At 70.9% G+C, this 14,905-nt stretch carries 13 protein-coding genes; 7 read left to right on the forward strand and 6 right to left on the reverse strand.

Features of this window, described 5'->3' with window-relative positions:
- Positions 1-314: 314 nt before the first annotated feature.
- Positions 315-1,193: a LysR substrate-binding domain-containing protein gene (locus ACFY16_RS38655; protein ID WP_390651914.1), complete on the reverse strand. Its 879-nt coding sequence runs from the start codon at positions 1,191-1,193 to the stop codon at positions 315-317.
- Between the two features lie 347 nt (positions 1,194-1,540).
- Here ACFY16_RS38655 and ACFY16_RS38660 point away from each other — a divergent pair, with 347 nt between their 5' ends.
- The 5 genes from ACFY16_RS38660 (at position 1,541) to ACFY16_RS38680 (ending at position 5,939) form a co-directional block, all read left to right on the forward strand.
- Positions 1,541-2,722, forward strand: a complete 1,182-nt coding sequence (locus ACFY16_RS38660; protein WP_390651915.1) for a mandelate racemase/muconate lactonizing enzyme family protein — start codon at positions 1,541-1,543, stop codon at positions 2,720-2,722.
- Positions 2,723-3,089: 367 nt separating this feature from the next.
- Positions 3,090-4,016 carry a 5-dehydro-4-deoxyglucarate dehydratase gene (gene kdgD / locus ACFY16_RS38665; protein WP_390651916.1) on the forward strand — a complete coding sequence of 309 codons (927 nt, stop codon included), beginning with the start codon at positions 3,090-3,092 and terminating at the stop codon, positions 4,014-4,016.
- Between the two features lie 269 nt (positions 4,017-4,285).
- On the forward strand, positions 4,286-4,693 hold the full coding sequence (locus ACFY16_RS38670) for a hypothetical protein (RefSeq protein ID WP_390651917.1): 408 nt from the start codon (positions 4,286-4,288) through the stop codon (positions 4,691-4,693).
- Positions 4,690-5,187 carry a thiol-disulfide oxidoreductase DCC family protein gene (locus ACFY16_RS38675; RefSeq protein WP_390651918.1) on the forward strand — a complete coding sequence of 166 codons (498 nt, stop codon included), beginning with the start codon at positions 4,690-4,692 and terminating at the stop codon, positions 5,185-5,187. The genes ACFY16_RS38670 and ACFY16_RS38675 overlap by 4 nt, the downstream gene beginning before the upstream one ends.
- Before the next feature lie 11 nt (positions 5,188-5,198).
- On the forward strand, positions 5,199-5,939 hold the full coding sequence (locus tag ACFY16_RS38680; protein WP_390651919.1) for a TetR/AcrR family transcriptional regulator: 741 nt from the start codon (positions 5,199-5,201) through the stop codon (positions 5,937-5,939).
- A gap of 90 nt (positions 5,940-6,029) precedes the next feature.
- On the opposite strand, the gene ACFY16_RS38685 is transcribed toward ACFY16_RS38680, so the two are convergent.
- On the reverse strand, positions 6,030-8,432 hold the full coding sequence (locus tag ACFY16_RS38685; protein WP_390651988.1) for an MMPL family transporter: 2,403 nt from the start codon (positions 8,430-8,432) through the stop codon (positions 6,030-6,032).
- 175 nt (positions 8,433-8,607) lie between these two features.
- On the opposite strand from ACFY16_RS38685, the gene ACFY16_RS38690 reads away from it, so the two are divergent.
- Both ACFY16_RS38690 and ACFY16_RS38695 read left to right on the forward strand, forming a co-directional pair.
- Entirely contained in the window at positions 8,608-9,297 is a 690-nt protein-coding gene (locus ACFY16_RS38690) for a response regulator transcription factor (RefSeq protein WP_390651920.1), read from the forward strand.
- Positions 9,298-9,506: 209 nt separating this feature from the next.
- Positions 9,507-10,895, forward strand: coding sequence for a sensor histidine kinase (locus ACFY16_RS38695; protein WP_390651921.1), 1,389 nt, complete (start codon positions 9,507-9,509; stop codon positions 10,893-10,895).
- A 16-nt stretch (positions 10,896-10,911) separates the two neighbouring features.
- Here the strand turns inward: ACFY16_RS38695 and ACFY16_RS38700 are convergent, their stop codons facing one another.
- From ACFY16_RS38700 to ACFY16_RS38715, 4 genes are all read right to left on the reverse strand, one after another.
- Positions 10,912-11,316, reverse strand: coding sequence for an ATP-binding protein (locus tag ACFY16_RS38700; RefSeq protein WP_390651922.1), 405 nt, complete (start codon positions 11,314-11,316; stop codon positions 10,912-10,914).
- A gap of 97 nt (positions 11,317-11,413) precedes the next feature.
- The gene (locus tag ACFY16_RS38705; RefSeq protein WP_390651923.1) at positions 11,414-12,955 is read right to left on the reverse strand and encodes an ABC transporter substrate-binding protein; all 1,542 of its coding nucleotides are present in this window, start codon (positions 12,953-12,955) and stop codon (positions 11,414-11,416) included.
- Positions 12,956-13,164: 209 nt separating this feature from the next.
- Positions 13,165-14,523, reverse strand: coding sequence for a metallophosphoesterase (locus ACFY16_RS38710; protein WP_390651924.1), 1,359 nt, complete (start codon positions 14,521-14,523; stop codon positions 13,165-13,167).
- A 97-nt stretch (positions 14,524-14,620) separates the two neighbouring features.
- Entirely contained in the window at positions 14,621-14,860 is a 240-nt protein-coding gene (locus ACFY16_RS38715; RefSeq protein ID WP_390651925.1) for an SCO4848 family membrane protein, read from the reverse strand.
- Positions 14,861-14,905: the final 45 nt, after the last annotated feature.

The raw sequence follows: 14,905 nt of genomic DNA on the forward strand, positions 1-14,905 counted from the left end.
AGATCACCACGAGTCACGCAACCGGTCTACCGCATCCAGCACCCTCCCGAAGCGGGAATGACCGATCCGTGATCTCAACTCAGAACAGGCCCTAGTACGGCCCGGCGCGAGGCACTTCATGTCGTCGGCGGGCAGGCCTCCCTGCTCCGGACGGCCTCCAGCGGTTGGCGGGCTACCCGGCGGCAGGCTCCTCGTCGGGGAGTTCGACGCGCTTGATCTCGCGGACGCTGACGAGGCAGCTGAACACTTTCTTGTATGACACGCCCATGGCGCGCGCCTGTCGGGCACATGCCCGAACGGCTGCCGGGGCCGGGTCAGAGGAGTTGGAGCAGGGCATCGAGAGCGGGATTGTCGTTGTTTTTGCGCCATACGTAGTCCAGCTCGACGGGCCGGGGGTCGCCGGGCAGCCGCAACGGCCGGTAGACGACACCGGCGTACCGCATCTGCGCCGCGGCCTCGGGAATCAGGGCGATGCCCCAGCCGGTGTTGACCAGGGCCAGGATGCTGTGCACCTGGCTGAGGTACTGGGTGAAGACCGGCCGCACTCCCTCGGCGCGGAACGTGCTGAGCAGCAGTTCGTGGAAGTAGCGGGCCTCGATGGGGGAGTACATCAGGAAGTCCTGGCCGTCGAAGTCCGGCAGTTCGACGGGCCCGTCGGCGGCCGCCAGCGGGTGATCCGCCGGCAGGGCGGCCACCAGCCCCTCCCGGACGGCGGTGCGTGCGGTCAGATCGGCGCCGACGGCGGACGGGCGGATCAGACCGAGGTCGAGAGAGCCCTCGCTGAGGGCTTCTAGCTGGTCGCGGGTGACCAGCTCGTGCAGCAGTATCTCCACCGCCGGCAGGGCGCTCCGGGCGGTCTTGAGAAACTCTCCGAGCGCGGAGTAGGCGCTGGCGGCGGTGAAGCCGACGGCGATCGCGCCCGCCTCGCCGGTGGACACCCGCCGCACGGCGAGGGTGGCGTGTTCGGCCTGGCGCACGATACGGCGCGCTTCCGCGAGGAAGGCCCGGCCCGCGGGCGTCAGACGCACGGTGCGATTGGTGCGGTCCAGCAGCTTCACACCCAGGTCGCTCTCCAGCAGCTGGATCTGCCGGCTCAGCGGCGGCTGGGTCATACGCAGGCGCTCGGCGGCCCGGGTGAAGTGCAGTTCTTCCGCCACCGCCACAAAGCACGTCAGCTGGGTCAACGTGAACAATGATGCTCTCCTTGTATGAGTACATCCAAATTTTATGTTGGACGTGGATCAATCGCTGCCCGTAGCGTCGAACGCATTCGACACGGTGATCCCCGCGCCGCACACCGCCCGCACGGCGCACAGGGGAGAGCCAAGGGAGTACGCACCATGGCTCGACCCGGATCACGATCGTCGGATCGCCGTATGCAGACCGTCCTCAGAGGCCGCCCGTAGCAGCCCTGGAGCCTCCTGGTCGTGACGGGCAGACGTGGAGCCTCCCCTGCTGCTCCCGGAGACCTGGTTGCCGTCCGGCCGCCGCGATCCTCACGGCCCGCACAATTCCAACCGCCTCAACCCAGGGACACGAAGTGGTGACCACGACGAACACGACAGCGCACGCCCCGTACACCGCGGGCGAAGCCACCCTCGACCGCATCGCCTGGCTGCGTCTCTCCTCCGTGACACTGCCGCTGGCCACGCCGATCAGCGACGCGAAGGTCCTCACCGGCCGCCAGAAGCCGATGACGGAGGTGGCCTTCCTCTTCGTGGAGATCGCCACCGAGCAGGGGCACGAGGGCGTCGGCTTCAGCTACTCCAAGCGCGCCGGCGGTCCCGGCCAGTTCGCCCATGCCCGCGAGATCGCCGACAACCTGATCGGTGAGGACCCCAGCGACATCGGCAAGATCTGGACCAAGCTCGTCTGGGCGGGCGCCTCCGTGGGCCGCAGTGGCCTGGCCACTCAGGCGATCGCCGCCTTCGACGTCGCGCTGTGGGACCTCAAGGCCAAGCGGGCCGGTCTGCCGCTGGCCAAGCTGCTGGGCGCCCACCGCGACTCCGTGCGCTGTTACAACACCTCCGGCGGATTCCTGCACACTCCGACCGAGCAGGTCCTGGACAACGCGACCGCCTCCCTGAGCAGCGGCATCGGCGGCATCAAGATCAAGGTCGGGCACCCCGACGGCAAGTACGACCTCTCCCGCCTCACTGCGGTGCGCGAGCACATCGGCGACGACGCCCCGCTCATGGTCGACGCCAACCAGCAGTGGGACCGGCCCACCGCCCGGCGCATGGGCCGCGCCCTGGAAGAGTTCAACCTGGTCTGGATCGAGGAGCCCCTCGACGCCTACGACGCCCAGGGCCACGCCGCGCTCGCCGCCTCCCTGGACACTCCCGTCGCCACCGGCGAGATGCTGGCCAGCGTCGCCGAGCACGTCGAGCTGATCCGGCACAACGCCGCCGACGTCATCCAGCCCGACGCCCCCCGCATCGGCGGCATCACCCAGTTCCTCAAGCTCGCCGCGCTCGCCGAGCACAACCAGCTGCAACTCGCTCCGCACTTCGCGATGGAGATCCATCTCCACCTGGCCGCCGCCTATCCGATCGAGCCGTGGGTGGAGCACTTCGACTGGCTGGAGCCGCTGTTCAACGAGCGCCTGGAGATCCGCGACGGGCGCATGTACGTCTCCTCGCGGCCCGGCCTCGGCTTCACCCTCAGCGACCAGGCCCGCGCCTGGACGGTCGCCGAACACGAGGTCGGCTCCCGCCCCTGACCTGCGGCGCCGGCCACGTGATACCGGCTCGACGGACGCCGAGACCCGGCGCGGGCGACGCGGTGAAGACAGCCGCGCGCTCCGGCCGCGGCAGACGCCGGGACCTGGCGCGGGCAGCGCAGTAAAGGACAGCAGCGCTGCCCGCGCCGGAACCACCCGTCCGCACTCCGGCACGGCTGTCCGCGCCCCCGACACCCCGCGGCACACCCGTCCCACCCCGGCACGCCGTTCCACACCCCCCGGCACGCCCGTGGCGTACCCCGGCACCTCCTCCTGCCGCCCGGCCGTCGGCCTCCTGCCGCCCAGCCGTCGGCGTCGCCGCGGTCCCACCCCCATCCTCCCTGCCACCTTCAGGAGCAGTAATCCCATGACGTCCTTCACCCCGGCAGAGCTGCGCAGTCGCCTCGGCTCCGGACTGCTGTCCTTCCCCGTGACGCACTTCAAGGACGATCTCTCCTTCGACGAGGACGCCTACCGCCAGAACATCGTCCGGCTGGCCAAGTACGACGTCGGCGGCCTCTTCGCAGCGGGCGGTACCGGCGAGTTCTTCTCCCTCACCCCCACCGAGGTCGAACGCGTCGTCACCGCCGCCGCGGACAGCGCCCCCGACGGCACGCCGATCCTGGCCCCGGTCGGCTACGGCACCGCCACCGCGATCGAGTTCGCCGCCGCCGCCGAACGCGCCGGCGCCGACGGCATCCTGCTCTTCCCGCCCTACCTGACCGAGGCGGGTCAGGAAGGTCTGGCCCGCCACGTCGAGGCGGTCTGCCGCTCCACGTCCCTCGGCGTGGTCGTCTACAGCCGCGCCAACGCCGTCTACTCCGCCGACACGGTCGCCCGCCTGGCCGAGACGTGCCCCAACCTGATCGGCTACAAGGACGGCGTCGGTGACATCGACACCATGACCCGCGTGTACACCCGCCTGGGCGAGCGCCTGACCTACATCGGGGGCCTGCCCACCGCCGAGACGTTCGCCCTGCCGTACCTGGAGCTCGGCGTCACCACCTACTCCTCGGCGATCTTCAACTTCCTGCCCGAGTTCGCCCTCGACTTCTACGCGGCGGTCCGCGGGCGCCGCCACGACACCGTCACCCGGCTGCTGACCGACTTCGTGCTGCCCTACACGGAGATCCGCAACCGGCAGGCCGGCTACGCGGTCAGCATCGTCAAGGCCGGCATGACCGCCACCGGGCACAGCGCGGGCCCCGTCCGCCCCCCACTGACCGACCTGACCGCGCCGGAGCTCGAGGAGCTCACCGCGCTGATCGCCGGGCTGCCCGCCGCCACCGCCTGATCCGTAGCTCTGAGCAGGGGAAGCCACACCCCCACCACGTCCCCCGGCGTGTCGACGGAAACCTCCGCCGCACCCGGTGGACCGTTCGGCCCCGCGCGAGGCCGGTGACGCAGCTGTGAGCGTCACCGGCCTCGCGTCGTGCGTCGCCCGTGCACAGGAAGCGCCCTACGGCGGGAAGTTGCGACACGAAGTTCGGTTGAACACGTTCAAAAACAGGTCTACAGTCAGTCCCGACAGCGTTTTGAACGCGTTCAAGAAGGGGTGGGGACATGGACCTCACAGTCGTCGCGTACGTCATCTACCTTCTGGTCAGCATTGCCCTGACCATCTGGGTGGCCCGCACGCTCAGCCGAAACGGACGGGTCTTCCTGGCCGACGTGCTGCACGGGAACGAGAAGCTCGCGGACGCCGTCAACCACCTCCTGGTGGTCGGCTTCTACCTCGTCAACCTCGGTTTCGTCGCGCTGTACCTGAGCGACGACGACACCATCGGCGACACCCGCGGGGTCTTCGAGGCCCTGTCGACGAAGCTGGGTGTGGTGCTGCTGGTGCTCGGCGTGATGCACCTGGGCAACGTGTACGTGCTCAGCCGGATCCGGCGGCGCGGGATGCTGGAGCGGGAGCAGGTTCCGCCGGTCGCGCCGCAGGGCTGGGTCGCCCCCACCGCCGGGGCGTGAGCACCGTGACGGCCGTCGGGGCGGACCGGGACGCCGCGCGCGTCCCGGTCCGCCGGCTCACCGTGCTGTACGACGCCGAGTGCTCGATCTGCGCCTTCGTACGCGACTGGCTCGTACGCCAGCCCCAGTTGGTGCCGCTGGAGCTCGTGCCGGCCGCCTCGGACGAGGCGCGGCGGCGCTTCCCCGCCCTCGACCACCGCGCCACGCTGAACGACGTCACCGTCGTGGGCGACGGCGGGCAGGTCTACCGGGGCACCGCCGCCTGGATCGTCACCCTGTGGGCGCTGCGCGAACACCGGCCGCTCGCCCACCGCCTGAGCACCCCCACCGGGGCGAAGCTCGCCAAGGGCGCCGTTCTCGCCGCCGCCAAGTGGCGCGGGGCGCAGGGGCGCGGGCGGGCGTACGCGCGCACGGACGGATGGGCCTACGACCCCGCCCGCGGGTGGACGTACACCGCCCCCGGCTGCGACGACGGCATGTGCGCCACTCGTTAGGCTCTCTTACCGTGCCTGCGAACAACGAGAGCCCCGACGACGGCGCCGCGCCGACCAAGTCCGAGCAGACCCGCGCCCTGATCCTGGAGACGGCGATGCGGCTGTTCCAGGAGCGGGGCTACGACAAGACGACCATGCGGGCCATCGCCAAGGAGGCCGGGGTCTCCGTCGGAAACGCGTACTACTACTTCTCCGGCAAGGAACACCTGATCCAGGGCTTCTACGACCGGCTCGCCGCCGAGCACCGGGCGGCGGTCCGGGAAGTCCTGGACCGGGAGACGAGCCTGGAGGCGCGGCTCGCGGGCGTGCTGCGGACATGGTTGGACGTCGCCACGCCGTATCACGAGTTCGCGGTGCAGTTCTTCAAGAACGCCGCCGACCCCGACAGCCCGCTCAGTCCCTTCTCCCCGGAGTCGGAGCACGCGCGCGTGGAGGCCATCGGCGTCCACCGGGAGGTGCTCGCGGGGGCGAAGAGCAAGGTGCCCGCGGAGCTGCGGGACGTGCTCCCGGAACTGATGTGGCTCTCCCAGATGGGGCTCGTCCTGTACTGGATCTTCGACCGTACGGACGGCCGGGAACGCAGCTACCGCCTCGCCGAGCGCGGTGCCCGCCTCACCGCGCGCGGCGTCGCGCTGGCCCGCTTCCGGGTGCTGCGGCCGCTGGTGCTGGAGGTGCACGAGCTGTTCACGGACTTCTTGCCGGGGATGACGAAGGTGCTGCCTGATCCGGCATCACGGACGTCGGCCTCGTAAGAGGCCGGCGGGCATGGGGCCCGTCCGTGGCCGCGGTTCCGCGCCGGTCACCCGATCGGGCGGACCGGCGCGGAACCGCGGCCCGTTGGTTCAGTTCACGGTGTCCATCTCGCCTTCGGCGAGCTCCACGTCGTGGACCAGGGGCCCGTCCGCCACGACCACGTGCCGGGCCCGAGAGCCGTACGAGTGGGCCGCCGTCGCCAGCAGGTACGTGCCCGGGGACGGGACGGCGAGGATGTACGAGCCGTCGGCCAGGGAGGTCACGCGGTCCAGTTGGCGGCCGCCCCTGGACAGCAGGGTCACCGCCGCGCCCTCGACCGGGTCGCCGTCGGCGGTGCGGACGAAGCCGTGGACGACGGAAGCGGGGCCCTCGTGCTCCGCGGCCTCCGCCGCCTCCTCCGCCGGCTCCACCGCGAGATGCGGCAGCCGCTTGTCCAGCCAGGCCGGCAGCCACCAGTTGGAGTTGCCCAGCAGGTGCATCGCGGCCGGCACCAGCGCCGTACGCAGAATGAACGCGTCGAGCGCCACCGCCGCCGCCAGGCCCACGCCGGCCATCGCCGCGCCCGAGTCGCCGCTCAGCACGAACGCCAGGAAGACGCAGACCATGATCAGGGCCGCGCTGTTGATGACGCGGCTGGTCTCCGCGAGGCCCACCCGGACCGCGCGGGCGTTGTCGCGCGTGTGCACCCACTCCTCGTGCATACGGCTGACCAGGAACACCTGGTAGTCCATGGAGAGGCCGAAGAGCAGGGACAGCATGATCACCGGCAGGAAGGCGTTGATCGGGCCCTCCTTGCCGAGGCCGAGCAGGTCCAGGCCCCAGCCCCACTGGAAGATCGCGACCAGGACACCGAAGGAGGCCGCCGCGGCGATCAGGTTCATCACGGCGGCCGTCAGCGGCACCACCAGGGAGCGGAAGGCGACCAGGAGCAGCAGGAAGCCCAGTCCGATGATGGTGACGACGAAGAGCGGCAGCCGGTCGCCGGTGACGGACGCGAAGTCCTTGGAGACCGCGGTGACTCCGCCGACGTGCGCGGTCGCACCCGCGCGCGGGATCACATCGTCGCGGAGGGTGTCGATGAGGTCGTCGGTCTGCTCGGACTGCGGTGACGTGGTGGGGACGACCTGGATGACCGTGACGCCGCGGGCGGGCGGCAGCGCCGCGGCCTGCGCCACCCCGGGGGTCGCCTCGATGTCCTTGACCAGCGTGGCCGTGTCGCCGCCGGTCGTGACCACCTGGAGCGGGCCGTTGAAGCCGGGCCCGAAGCCCTGGGCGAGCAGGTCGTACGCCTTCCTGGTGGTCGTCGTGGCGTCGTCGTTGCCCTGGTCGGTGGCGCCCAGGCGCAACGACAGCACGGGCAGGGCGAGTACGGCCATGACGACGACGGCGAGTGCGGCGATCCGGCGCGGGCGCCGCTGCACGCCGGCCGACCAGCGGGCCGCGAGACCGCTCGCCCGCTCCTGCTCGGGGCCCTCGGCGGCCAGCCGGCGCCGCTGCCTGCGGCTGAGAACGCGCGGGCCGAGGAGGCCGAGCAGGGCCGGCAGCAGGGTGGTGGCCGCGAGCACGCTCAGCACGACGGTGAGCGAGGTGCCGATGACCACGCCGTCCAGGAAGCGCAGGTTCGTCACCAGCATCCCGGCCAGCGCGATACACACCGTGCCGCCCGCGAACAGCACCGCCCGCCCCGAGGTGTTGAGGGCGGTGACCGCCGACTCCTCCGGGTCGGCGCCGCGCAGGATGTTGCGCCGGTGCCGGGTGACGATGAACAGGGCGTAGTCGATGCCGACGCCGAGGCCGATCAGCGAGGAGAGCAGCGGGGCCAGGTCGGGGATGTCGGTGACATGGCTGAGGAGCTGAGTGGAGAACAGTCCCGTGCCGACACCGAAGATCGCCACGCCGATCGGCAGGAGCATCGCGAAGAGCGAGCCGAAGGCGAGGAACAGCACGATCGCCGCCGCCGCGAGGCCGACCATCTCGGCGAGGCCGGTGGGCGGTTCCTGCACCCGCTGGATGGCCTGGCCACCCAACTCCACCTGGAGTCCGTCGCGTTCGGCGGCCCGTGCGGTGTCGACGACGTCCTGGACGAGTTCCTTGGGGACGGCGTTGGCCTGATCGGCGAACGTGATCTGGGCGTACGCGATGCGTCCGTCACCGCTGATCTGTGTCGCGCCCCGGTCCGTGTAGGGGTCGGCGACGTCGCCGACGCCCTTCATCTTCGCGATCTCGGCCAGCGCGGGCTGGATCCGGGACCGTACGTCCTGGTCCCGGACCGTGCCGTCGTCGACCTTCCACACCACCGTGTCGGTGTCGCCCGCGCGCGCGGGGAAGGCCTTTTCCATCAGGTCGTACGCGCTCTTGGAGTCCGTGTCCGGAAGGGAGAAGACGTTCGCGTAGTCCGTACCCGCCGTCGAGGCCGAGAAGCCCAGGCCGAACAGTGCCCCCACCCACAGCAACAGGACCACCAGCCGGTGCCGGTAGCACCAACGTGCCAATGCCGCCACGTTCAACGCTCCTTATTCGATTGCCGGTCGATCGGTCGGTCCCCCAGGTCCTGGGCAACAGGATCGGCGGCGGCACGCGCGGTTGGACACGGTCGCCCATGACTCTCAAGGAACTCCAAAGCGCGGAACCGGCCCGGTTGTCAGTGGCCGCGCCGATACTGGGGGCATGTCGACGGCTCCTGGCACCGTGCTGGTCGTGGAGGACGAGCCGAGCATCGCGGACGTCCTCGCCATCGCGCTGCGCTACCACCGCTTCGAGGTCATGACCGCGGGCACCGTCCGCGAGGCGCTCACCCTCGCCGAGCGCACGCGGCCCGACGTCGCGCTGCTCGACGTCATGCTCCCGGACGGCGACGGGCGCGCCCTGGGCCGTGAACTGCGCGCCGCGCGGCCCGAGCTGGCGCTGGTGTTCCTGACCGCGCGGGACTCCCCCGCCGAGATCGTCGGCGCCCTCGGCTTCGGCGACGACTACATCACCAAGCCGTTCAACATCGACGAGGTCGTCGCCCGGATCACCGCCGTACTGCGCCGCACCCGCCCGGCCGACGTCCTCCCGCAGCGGCCGCCTCTGCGGTACGGCGACCTGGAACTGGACGAGACGACGTACTCGGTGCACCGCGCGGGCCGTACGGTCGAACTCACCCCCACCGAGTACGCGCTGCTGCGTTTCCTGGTGCGCAACGGCGGCCGGATCGTGCCCAAGGAACAACTCCTGCGCCACGTCTGGCAGTACGAGCACACCCCGCCGGAGTCGACCGTCGTCGAGACCTACATCAGCTATCTGCGCCGCAAGCTGGACGCGCTGGGAGCGCCGGTGATCACCACGCGGCGGGGTGTCGGATACGGGCTGGCATGAGGTTCCCCAGGTTCCCCAGGTCCGCCGGAACGGCCGGCTCCCCCGGAACACCCGGATCATCCGGAGCGTCTGGATCACCCGGAGCGTCCAGGTCCCCCGGATCCTCCAGCTCCCTCCGGTCCCTCACATCGCCCCGACTTCCATGGCTCCCCCGGCTCCACAGCTCCCGGGGCATCCACTCGCTGCGCGCCAAGCTGACGCTGGCCAATGTGGCGCTGCTCGCCCTCGGCATCGTCGCGGCCACCGCCGTCAGCCTCATGGGCATGCGGCACTACCTGCTCGACCAGATCGACACCGAGCTGACCAAGACCCGGGACTCGCTGGCCAGTGCGCACCTCACCATGCGGCAGATCGACTCGGTCGCCGTGCTGGGCTTCGTCCGCGACCGGCTCACCCCCGGGGAGACCGAAGACCGTCCGACGCCGGACACCATCTTCGCCGCCGTCGACGGCGGCACGGGCGAGGCCGTCGCCGTCCTCGGCATCGCGCCGACCGACGCGCAGCGCGGACTGGCGGCCGCGGTCGCCGACCCGCGCACGCTCACCGTGGACGCCGAGCCGCACGACGTGACGGTGCGCGGCGCCCCGTACCGCGTGACCGCGACGCGGCTCTCCGACGGCACGTACGTCCTGCTGGCCACGTCGACGGACGCCCTGCACAAGGGCATCGCCAAGGCCCTCAAGCTCGACCTCGCGGTCGGCACGTTGCTGCTGGCGCTGCTGGCCTGTCTGACGCTGTTCAGCGTACGGCGCCGGATGCTGCCGCTGGAGGACATGGTGGAGACCTCGTCCGCGATAGCCGAGGGGGACCTGACCCGGCGGATACCCTCCAGTCATCATCCGACGCAGGAGGTCGAACAGCTGCGGCTCGCCCTCAACTCCATGCTCCACCAGGTGGAGTCGGCGTACCGTACGCGCGAGCGCACCGCGGCCCAGCTGCGCCGCTTCGTCGCCGACGCCTCGCACGAGCTGCGCACCCCGCTGTCCGCGATCCGCGGCTACCTCCAGCTGTACGACAAGGGGATGCTGCGCGAGCCCGCCGAGCGCAAGCGGGCCTGGGACCGGATGATGGCGGAGGCCGACCGGATGGGGCACCTGGTGGACGAGCTGCTCACCCTCGCCCGTCTCGACCAGCAGCCCGAACTGCGCCTGCGGAACGTCGACGTCAGCTGTCTGGTGCGGGACGCGGCCGAGGACCTGCGGGCGCAGCAGCCGGAGCGGCCCGTCACCGTCGGCGCCGAGGGTGCCCTGCTGGTGCACGCCGACGAGTCGGGGCTGCGCCAGGTGCTCGGCAACCTGGTGGCCAACGTCCGCACCCACACGCCGGCCGACGTGCCGGTGCGGCTCGGGGTGGAGCGCGAGGACGGCGTCGTACGGCTGTGCGTGGCGGACGAGGGTCCCGGGCTGACGGCGGAGGACGCGGCACGCATCTTCGACCGCTTCTTCCGGGCCGGAGGCGGCGCGGGCAGCGGTCTCGGCATGGCGATCGTGCAGGGGGTGGTGCGGGCGCACGGCGGCGACGTGGCGGTGCGTACGGCGCCGGGCGAGGGACTCGCGGTGACGGTGACCCTGCCCACGCGGACACCGGTACGGCCGTAAGGCCCGAGTCCGAGTCCTAGGTGTCCGGGGCCAGGGCCAGCGCCCACACCGTCTTGCCGTGCCGGCCGCGGCTCCACACCCCCCAGGCCGAGGCGACGTGCTCCACGAGGTGCAGGCCGCGGCCGGCCTCCTCCCACTCCCCGACCACCCGCAGCCTCGGTTCGACGCGGCCCTCGTCGGACACCTCTATGAGGCAGGAGCCGTCGGCGAGGGCGGTCACCGCCACCTCGAACTCCCGCTCCCGCAAGGGCCCGTGGCGTACGACGTTGGTGGCGAGCTCGGACACGAGCAGGACGGCGTCGTCCAGCGCCGGATCACCGGGCGTGTGCCCCCAGTCGGCCAGATGGTCCCGCACGCGGCGCCGGGCGAGCCCGACGGACGCCGGATGCCTGGGCAGCCGGAAGGAGTTGCGTCTCAACACGTCTGCTCCTCACCCCGCCCATACCTCCGTCACATGGTGCCGCGTGGGGTGACTGCCCGCCGGTACCCCCGTCCAAGCGGGGTACCGGAATCGCTCGTCAGAGCCAGGTCAGGCTCCACAGCCGGAACACGCCGTTGCCGTCCGACAGGTACTGGCCACCGCCCACTTCCTCGCTGCTGACGACGTACTCCTTGCGCTGCCACAGCGGAATGATCGGCACGTCGCGGGCGACGTCCTCCTGGAGCGCACGGAAGTCCTGGGCGACGCGGCTGCGGTCGGCGTACTGCTGGGTGGACTGGATCAGCCGGTCGACGTCCTGGCTGCTGTAGCCGGTGTTCATGGTGCTGTCGGTGCCGACGAGCGGGGCGGCGAAGGTGTCCGGGTCGGGGTAGTCGGCGACCCAGCCGACCGCGTACGCGTCGAGCTTCCCGTTCGCCCACTGCTTCTGGAAGTCGGTCCACTCGTAGCCCTTGACCGTCACCTTGAACAGGCCGCCGGCCTCCAGCTGCCGCTTGAGCTCCTGGGCCTCCTCGGCGGCGGAGCCGCTGCCGAGGCCGTAGCCGTAGGTGAAGTGGATCGGGGTGCTCACGCCGGCCTCGGCGAGCAGCTGCTTCGCCTTCGCGGTGCTCTGCTTGGGGTAGTTGTCGAAGAACGACGTGGTGTGGCCGGTGATGCCGACCGGGATCAGCGAGTAGAGCGGATCGACGGTGCCGTTGTACACGGTCGCGGCCAGCTGCTCGCGGTTGATCAGCCAGGCCAGGGCCCGCCGGACCCGCTTGTCGTGCAGCGGGGAGCCCGCGCGGGTGTTGAAGTACAGGTTGCGGGTGTCGGAGCTGTCGGCCTCGGAGACACGCTGGTCGGGGTCGCTCGGTGAGAGCCCGGCGAGGACCGTGGGCGGCAGCTGTCGGGTGGCCACCTCGAGCTGCTTGGCCTTCCAGGCGCTGTTGAGCGCGTCGGCGTCCTCGTAGTAGCGCAGCTCGATCGGCCGCCCGCTGTCCTTGAGGGCACCCTTGTACTGCCCGTTGGGCGCCAGGACCACGGTCTTGCCCTTCGTGTACGACGACAGGACGTACGGTCCGCTGCCGTCGACGTCGGAGCCGGTGCGCAGGGCGTCCTTCGGGTAGCGCGTGCTGTCGACGATCGAGCCGGCGCCGGTGGCCACCTTGAACGGGAACGTGGCGTCGGGCGACGACAGGTGGAAGGTGACGGTCGAGCCGTGGGCGTCCACCGAGCCGAGGGTGGAGAGCAGGGACGACGGGCCGACGTCCGCGTTGATCTTCTTGACCCGGTCGAAGGAGAACTTCACGTCCTCGGCGGTCATCGCGCGACCGCTGGAGAAGGCGAGGCCCTTGCGTAGTTCGCACCGGTACGTACGAAGATCGGTGCCCACGAAGTCGCAGCTTTCGGCCGCGTCCGGCACGGGCTCGGTGCCGCCCGGCTCGAAGGTGAGCAATGACTGGAAGATGTTGCTGAACAAGGCCCAGGAACCGGCGTCGTAGGCGCCGGCCGGGTCGAGCGACGTGACGGTGTCCGTCGTGCCGACCCTGATGGTCTTGTCGTTGTCACCCTGCGACGGCAACAGCTGCCAGCCGCCCACTCCGACGACTGCCAGCACGACCAGCGTCGTCAGAATTCTCATGCGAACGGATCGCACGGTGCCCTCCCCAGGCGCCCCAGCGCGGATGCCACTCCCCTAAGTGGCGCCGTTACCTAATCACAGGTGTTTCAGCTGGGGGAAGAGGAATCTGCTGGGATGAGAAAGAACTTACCCAGGGAGTGTTTCAAGCGAGTTTCACAGGTTCCCCACAGGGTCCGGTGGGGCGACGCCTCTGGCCCGCTCCTCCCGGATCAGGCCTGTGCCGAGGCCAGTTCGATCACCGTGATGTCCGACGGTGCGCCCACGCGCGTGGGCGGGCCCCACGCGCCCGCGCCCCGGGAGACGTACAGCTGGGTGTCGCCGTAGCGCTCCAGGCCCGCCACCGTCGGGTTGGCCGCCGCCGCGACGAAGTTGCCGGGCCAGAGCTGGCCACCATGGGTGTGGCCGGAGAGCTGCAGGTCGACGGCGTGTTCGACGGCCTCGTGGATCTGGACCGGCTGGTGGGCGAGGAGCACACACGCGCGTGCCGTGTCGCGGTCGCCGAGGGCCTTGGTGAAGTCGGGTCCCTGGCCCTCGCTCTCGCCGCGGATGTCGTTGACGCCCGCCAGGTCGAAGTGCGGCAGTTCGGTGCGGGCGTTCTCCAGAGGGTGCAGGCCCAGTCGGCGGACCTCCTCGACCCACTGCTCGGCGCCGGAGAAGTACTCGTGGTTGCCGGTGACGAAGTAGGCTCCGTGGCGCGCCGTCAGCTGCGCGAGCGGCGCCGCGGCCGGGCCCAGGTCCTTGACGCTGCCGTCGACCAGGTCGCCGACGACCGCGATCAGGTCGGGCTGGGTCGCGTTGATCGTGTCGACGACCTTCTGGGCGAAGCCGCGGCCCAGGATCGGGCCGAGGTGGATGTCGCTGACGACCGCGATCCGGTAGCCGTGGGCGGCGCGCGGGAGCTTGGCCAGCGGAACGGTGACCCGCTTCACCCTCGGTCCGCGCAACACGCCGTACGTGCCGTAGCCGACCGTGCCGACGGCGGCCGCGGCGGCGGTTCCGGCGACGACGCGGGAGACGAAGAGGCGGCGGGAAGGGGCGGCGAGGAGCTGCGGTGATTCCGGGGCCTCCATGAACCCCGAGGACTCCGGGGACCGCGCGGACTCCAGGGACTCCGGAGACTGCGCGGATTCCGGGGACTGCGCGGATTCAGACGACTTCTGGGACTGCGGTTCTGGGGGCCGCGGGTCGTCGCGGTGCGCGACTGCCGGTACCGTCTCGCGCTGCGGTATGGCCACGGCGGCGGGCGTCCGCCGTTCGAGGAAGCGACGCAGCAGGGGGCGTACGGCCTCACCCGCCAGCACGGCGAGCAGCAGGTAGATCGACAGCGCCAGCCACAGGAAGCCCGGCCAGGCCAGCACGCGCTGGAGCCAGAAGGGCGCGCCGGCGCGCTCGGTGACGAGGGCGCCGACGGCCAGCACCCAGCCTCCGGCGATCAGCACGGCGCCCGCACGGCGCGCCCGGCCCGGGCCACGGGTCGTGTCGCGGAACAGACGGCGCCACAGGTACCAGTTGGCCGCCACCAGGATGCCCAGGACGAGCAGCGCGAGCAGTGCGAAGACGATGACCACTGTGTGCTGTGCCCCCCGTTGTCGGCTATGACGTGCGGCGCGGTGCCCTGTGAGGTGCGGCGCAGGCGCGGTGCGCTGTGGCGTGCGGCGCGGTGCTCTATGACGTGCGGCGCAGTGCGCGCAGTCCGCGCAACCCGAGGGCCCCGATGACCGTCCCCAATACGAAGGAGACGACGGCGAGCGTCAGGTGCACCCAGAAGTATGCGGTGGGATGCCCGTCGTCGAACGCGAGCCCGCTGCTGTCCTTGATCAGGTTTTTGACGAAAGTGATCCAGATGACCCAGCTCCACACCCCGAAGGCGAGCAGGAACCAGGACACCCGGCGGCTGAGCTTCATACGTTCAGTATCGCCGCCCGGTGTCCGGTTCCGTGACCGGGGTGG

Origin of the sequence: Streptomyces sp. NPDC001315 (assembly GCF_042896175.1) — a bacterium.
GTDB lineage: Bacteria > Actinomycetota > Actinomycetes > Streptomycetales > Streptomycetaceae > Streptomyces.

Bases quoted from the DNA above. Each gene is read 5' to 3' on its own strand.
- kdgD (WP_390651916.1), top strand. From the start codon at position 3,090: ATGACGTCCTTCACCCCGGCAGAGCTGCGCAGTCGCCTCGGCTCCGGA.
- ACFY16_RS38670 (WP_390651917.1), top strand. From the start codon at position 4,286: ATGGACCTCACAGTCGTCGCGTACGTCATCTACCTTCTGGTCAGCATT.
- ACFY16_RS38690 (WP_390651920.1), top strand. From the start codon at position 8,608: ATGTCGACGGCTCCTGGCACCGTGCTGGTCGTGGAGGACGAGCCGAGC.
- ACFY16_RS38705 (WP_390651923.1), bottom strand. From the start codon at position 12,955: ATGAGAATTCTGACGACGCTGGTCGTGCTGGCAGTCGTCGGAGTGGGC.
- ACFY16_RS38715 (WP_390651925.1), bottom strand. From the start codon at position 14,860: ATGAAGCTCAGCCGCCGGGTGTCCTGGTTCCTGCTCGCCTTCGGGGTG.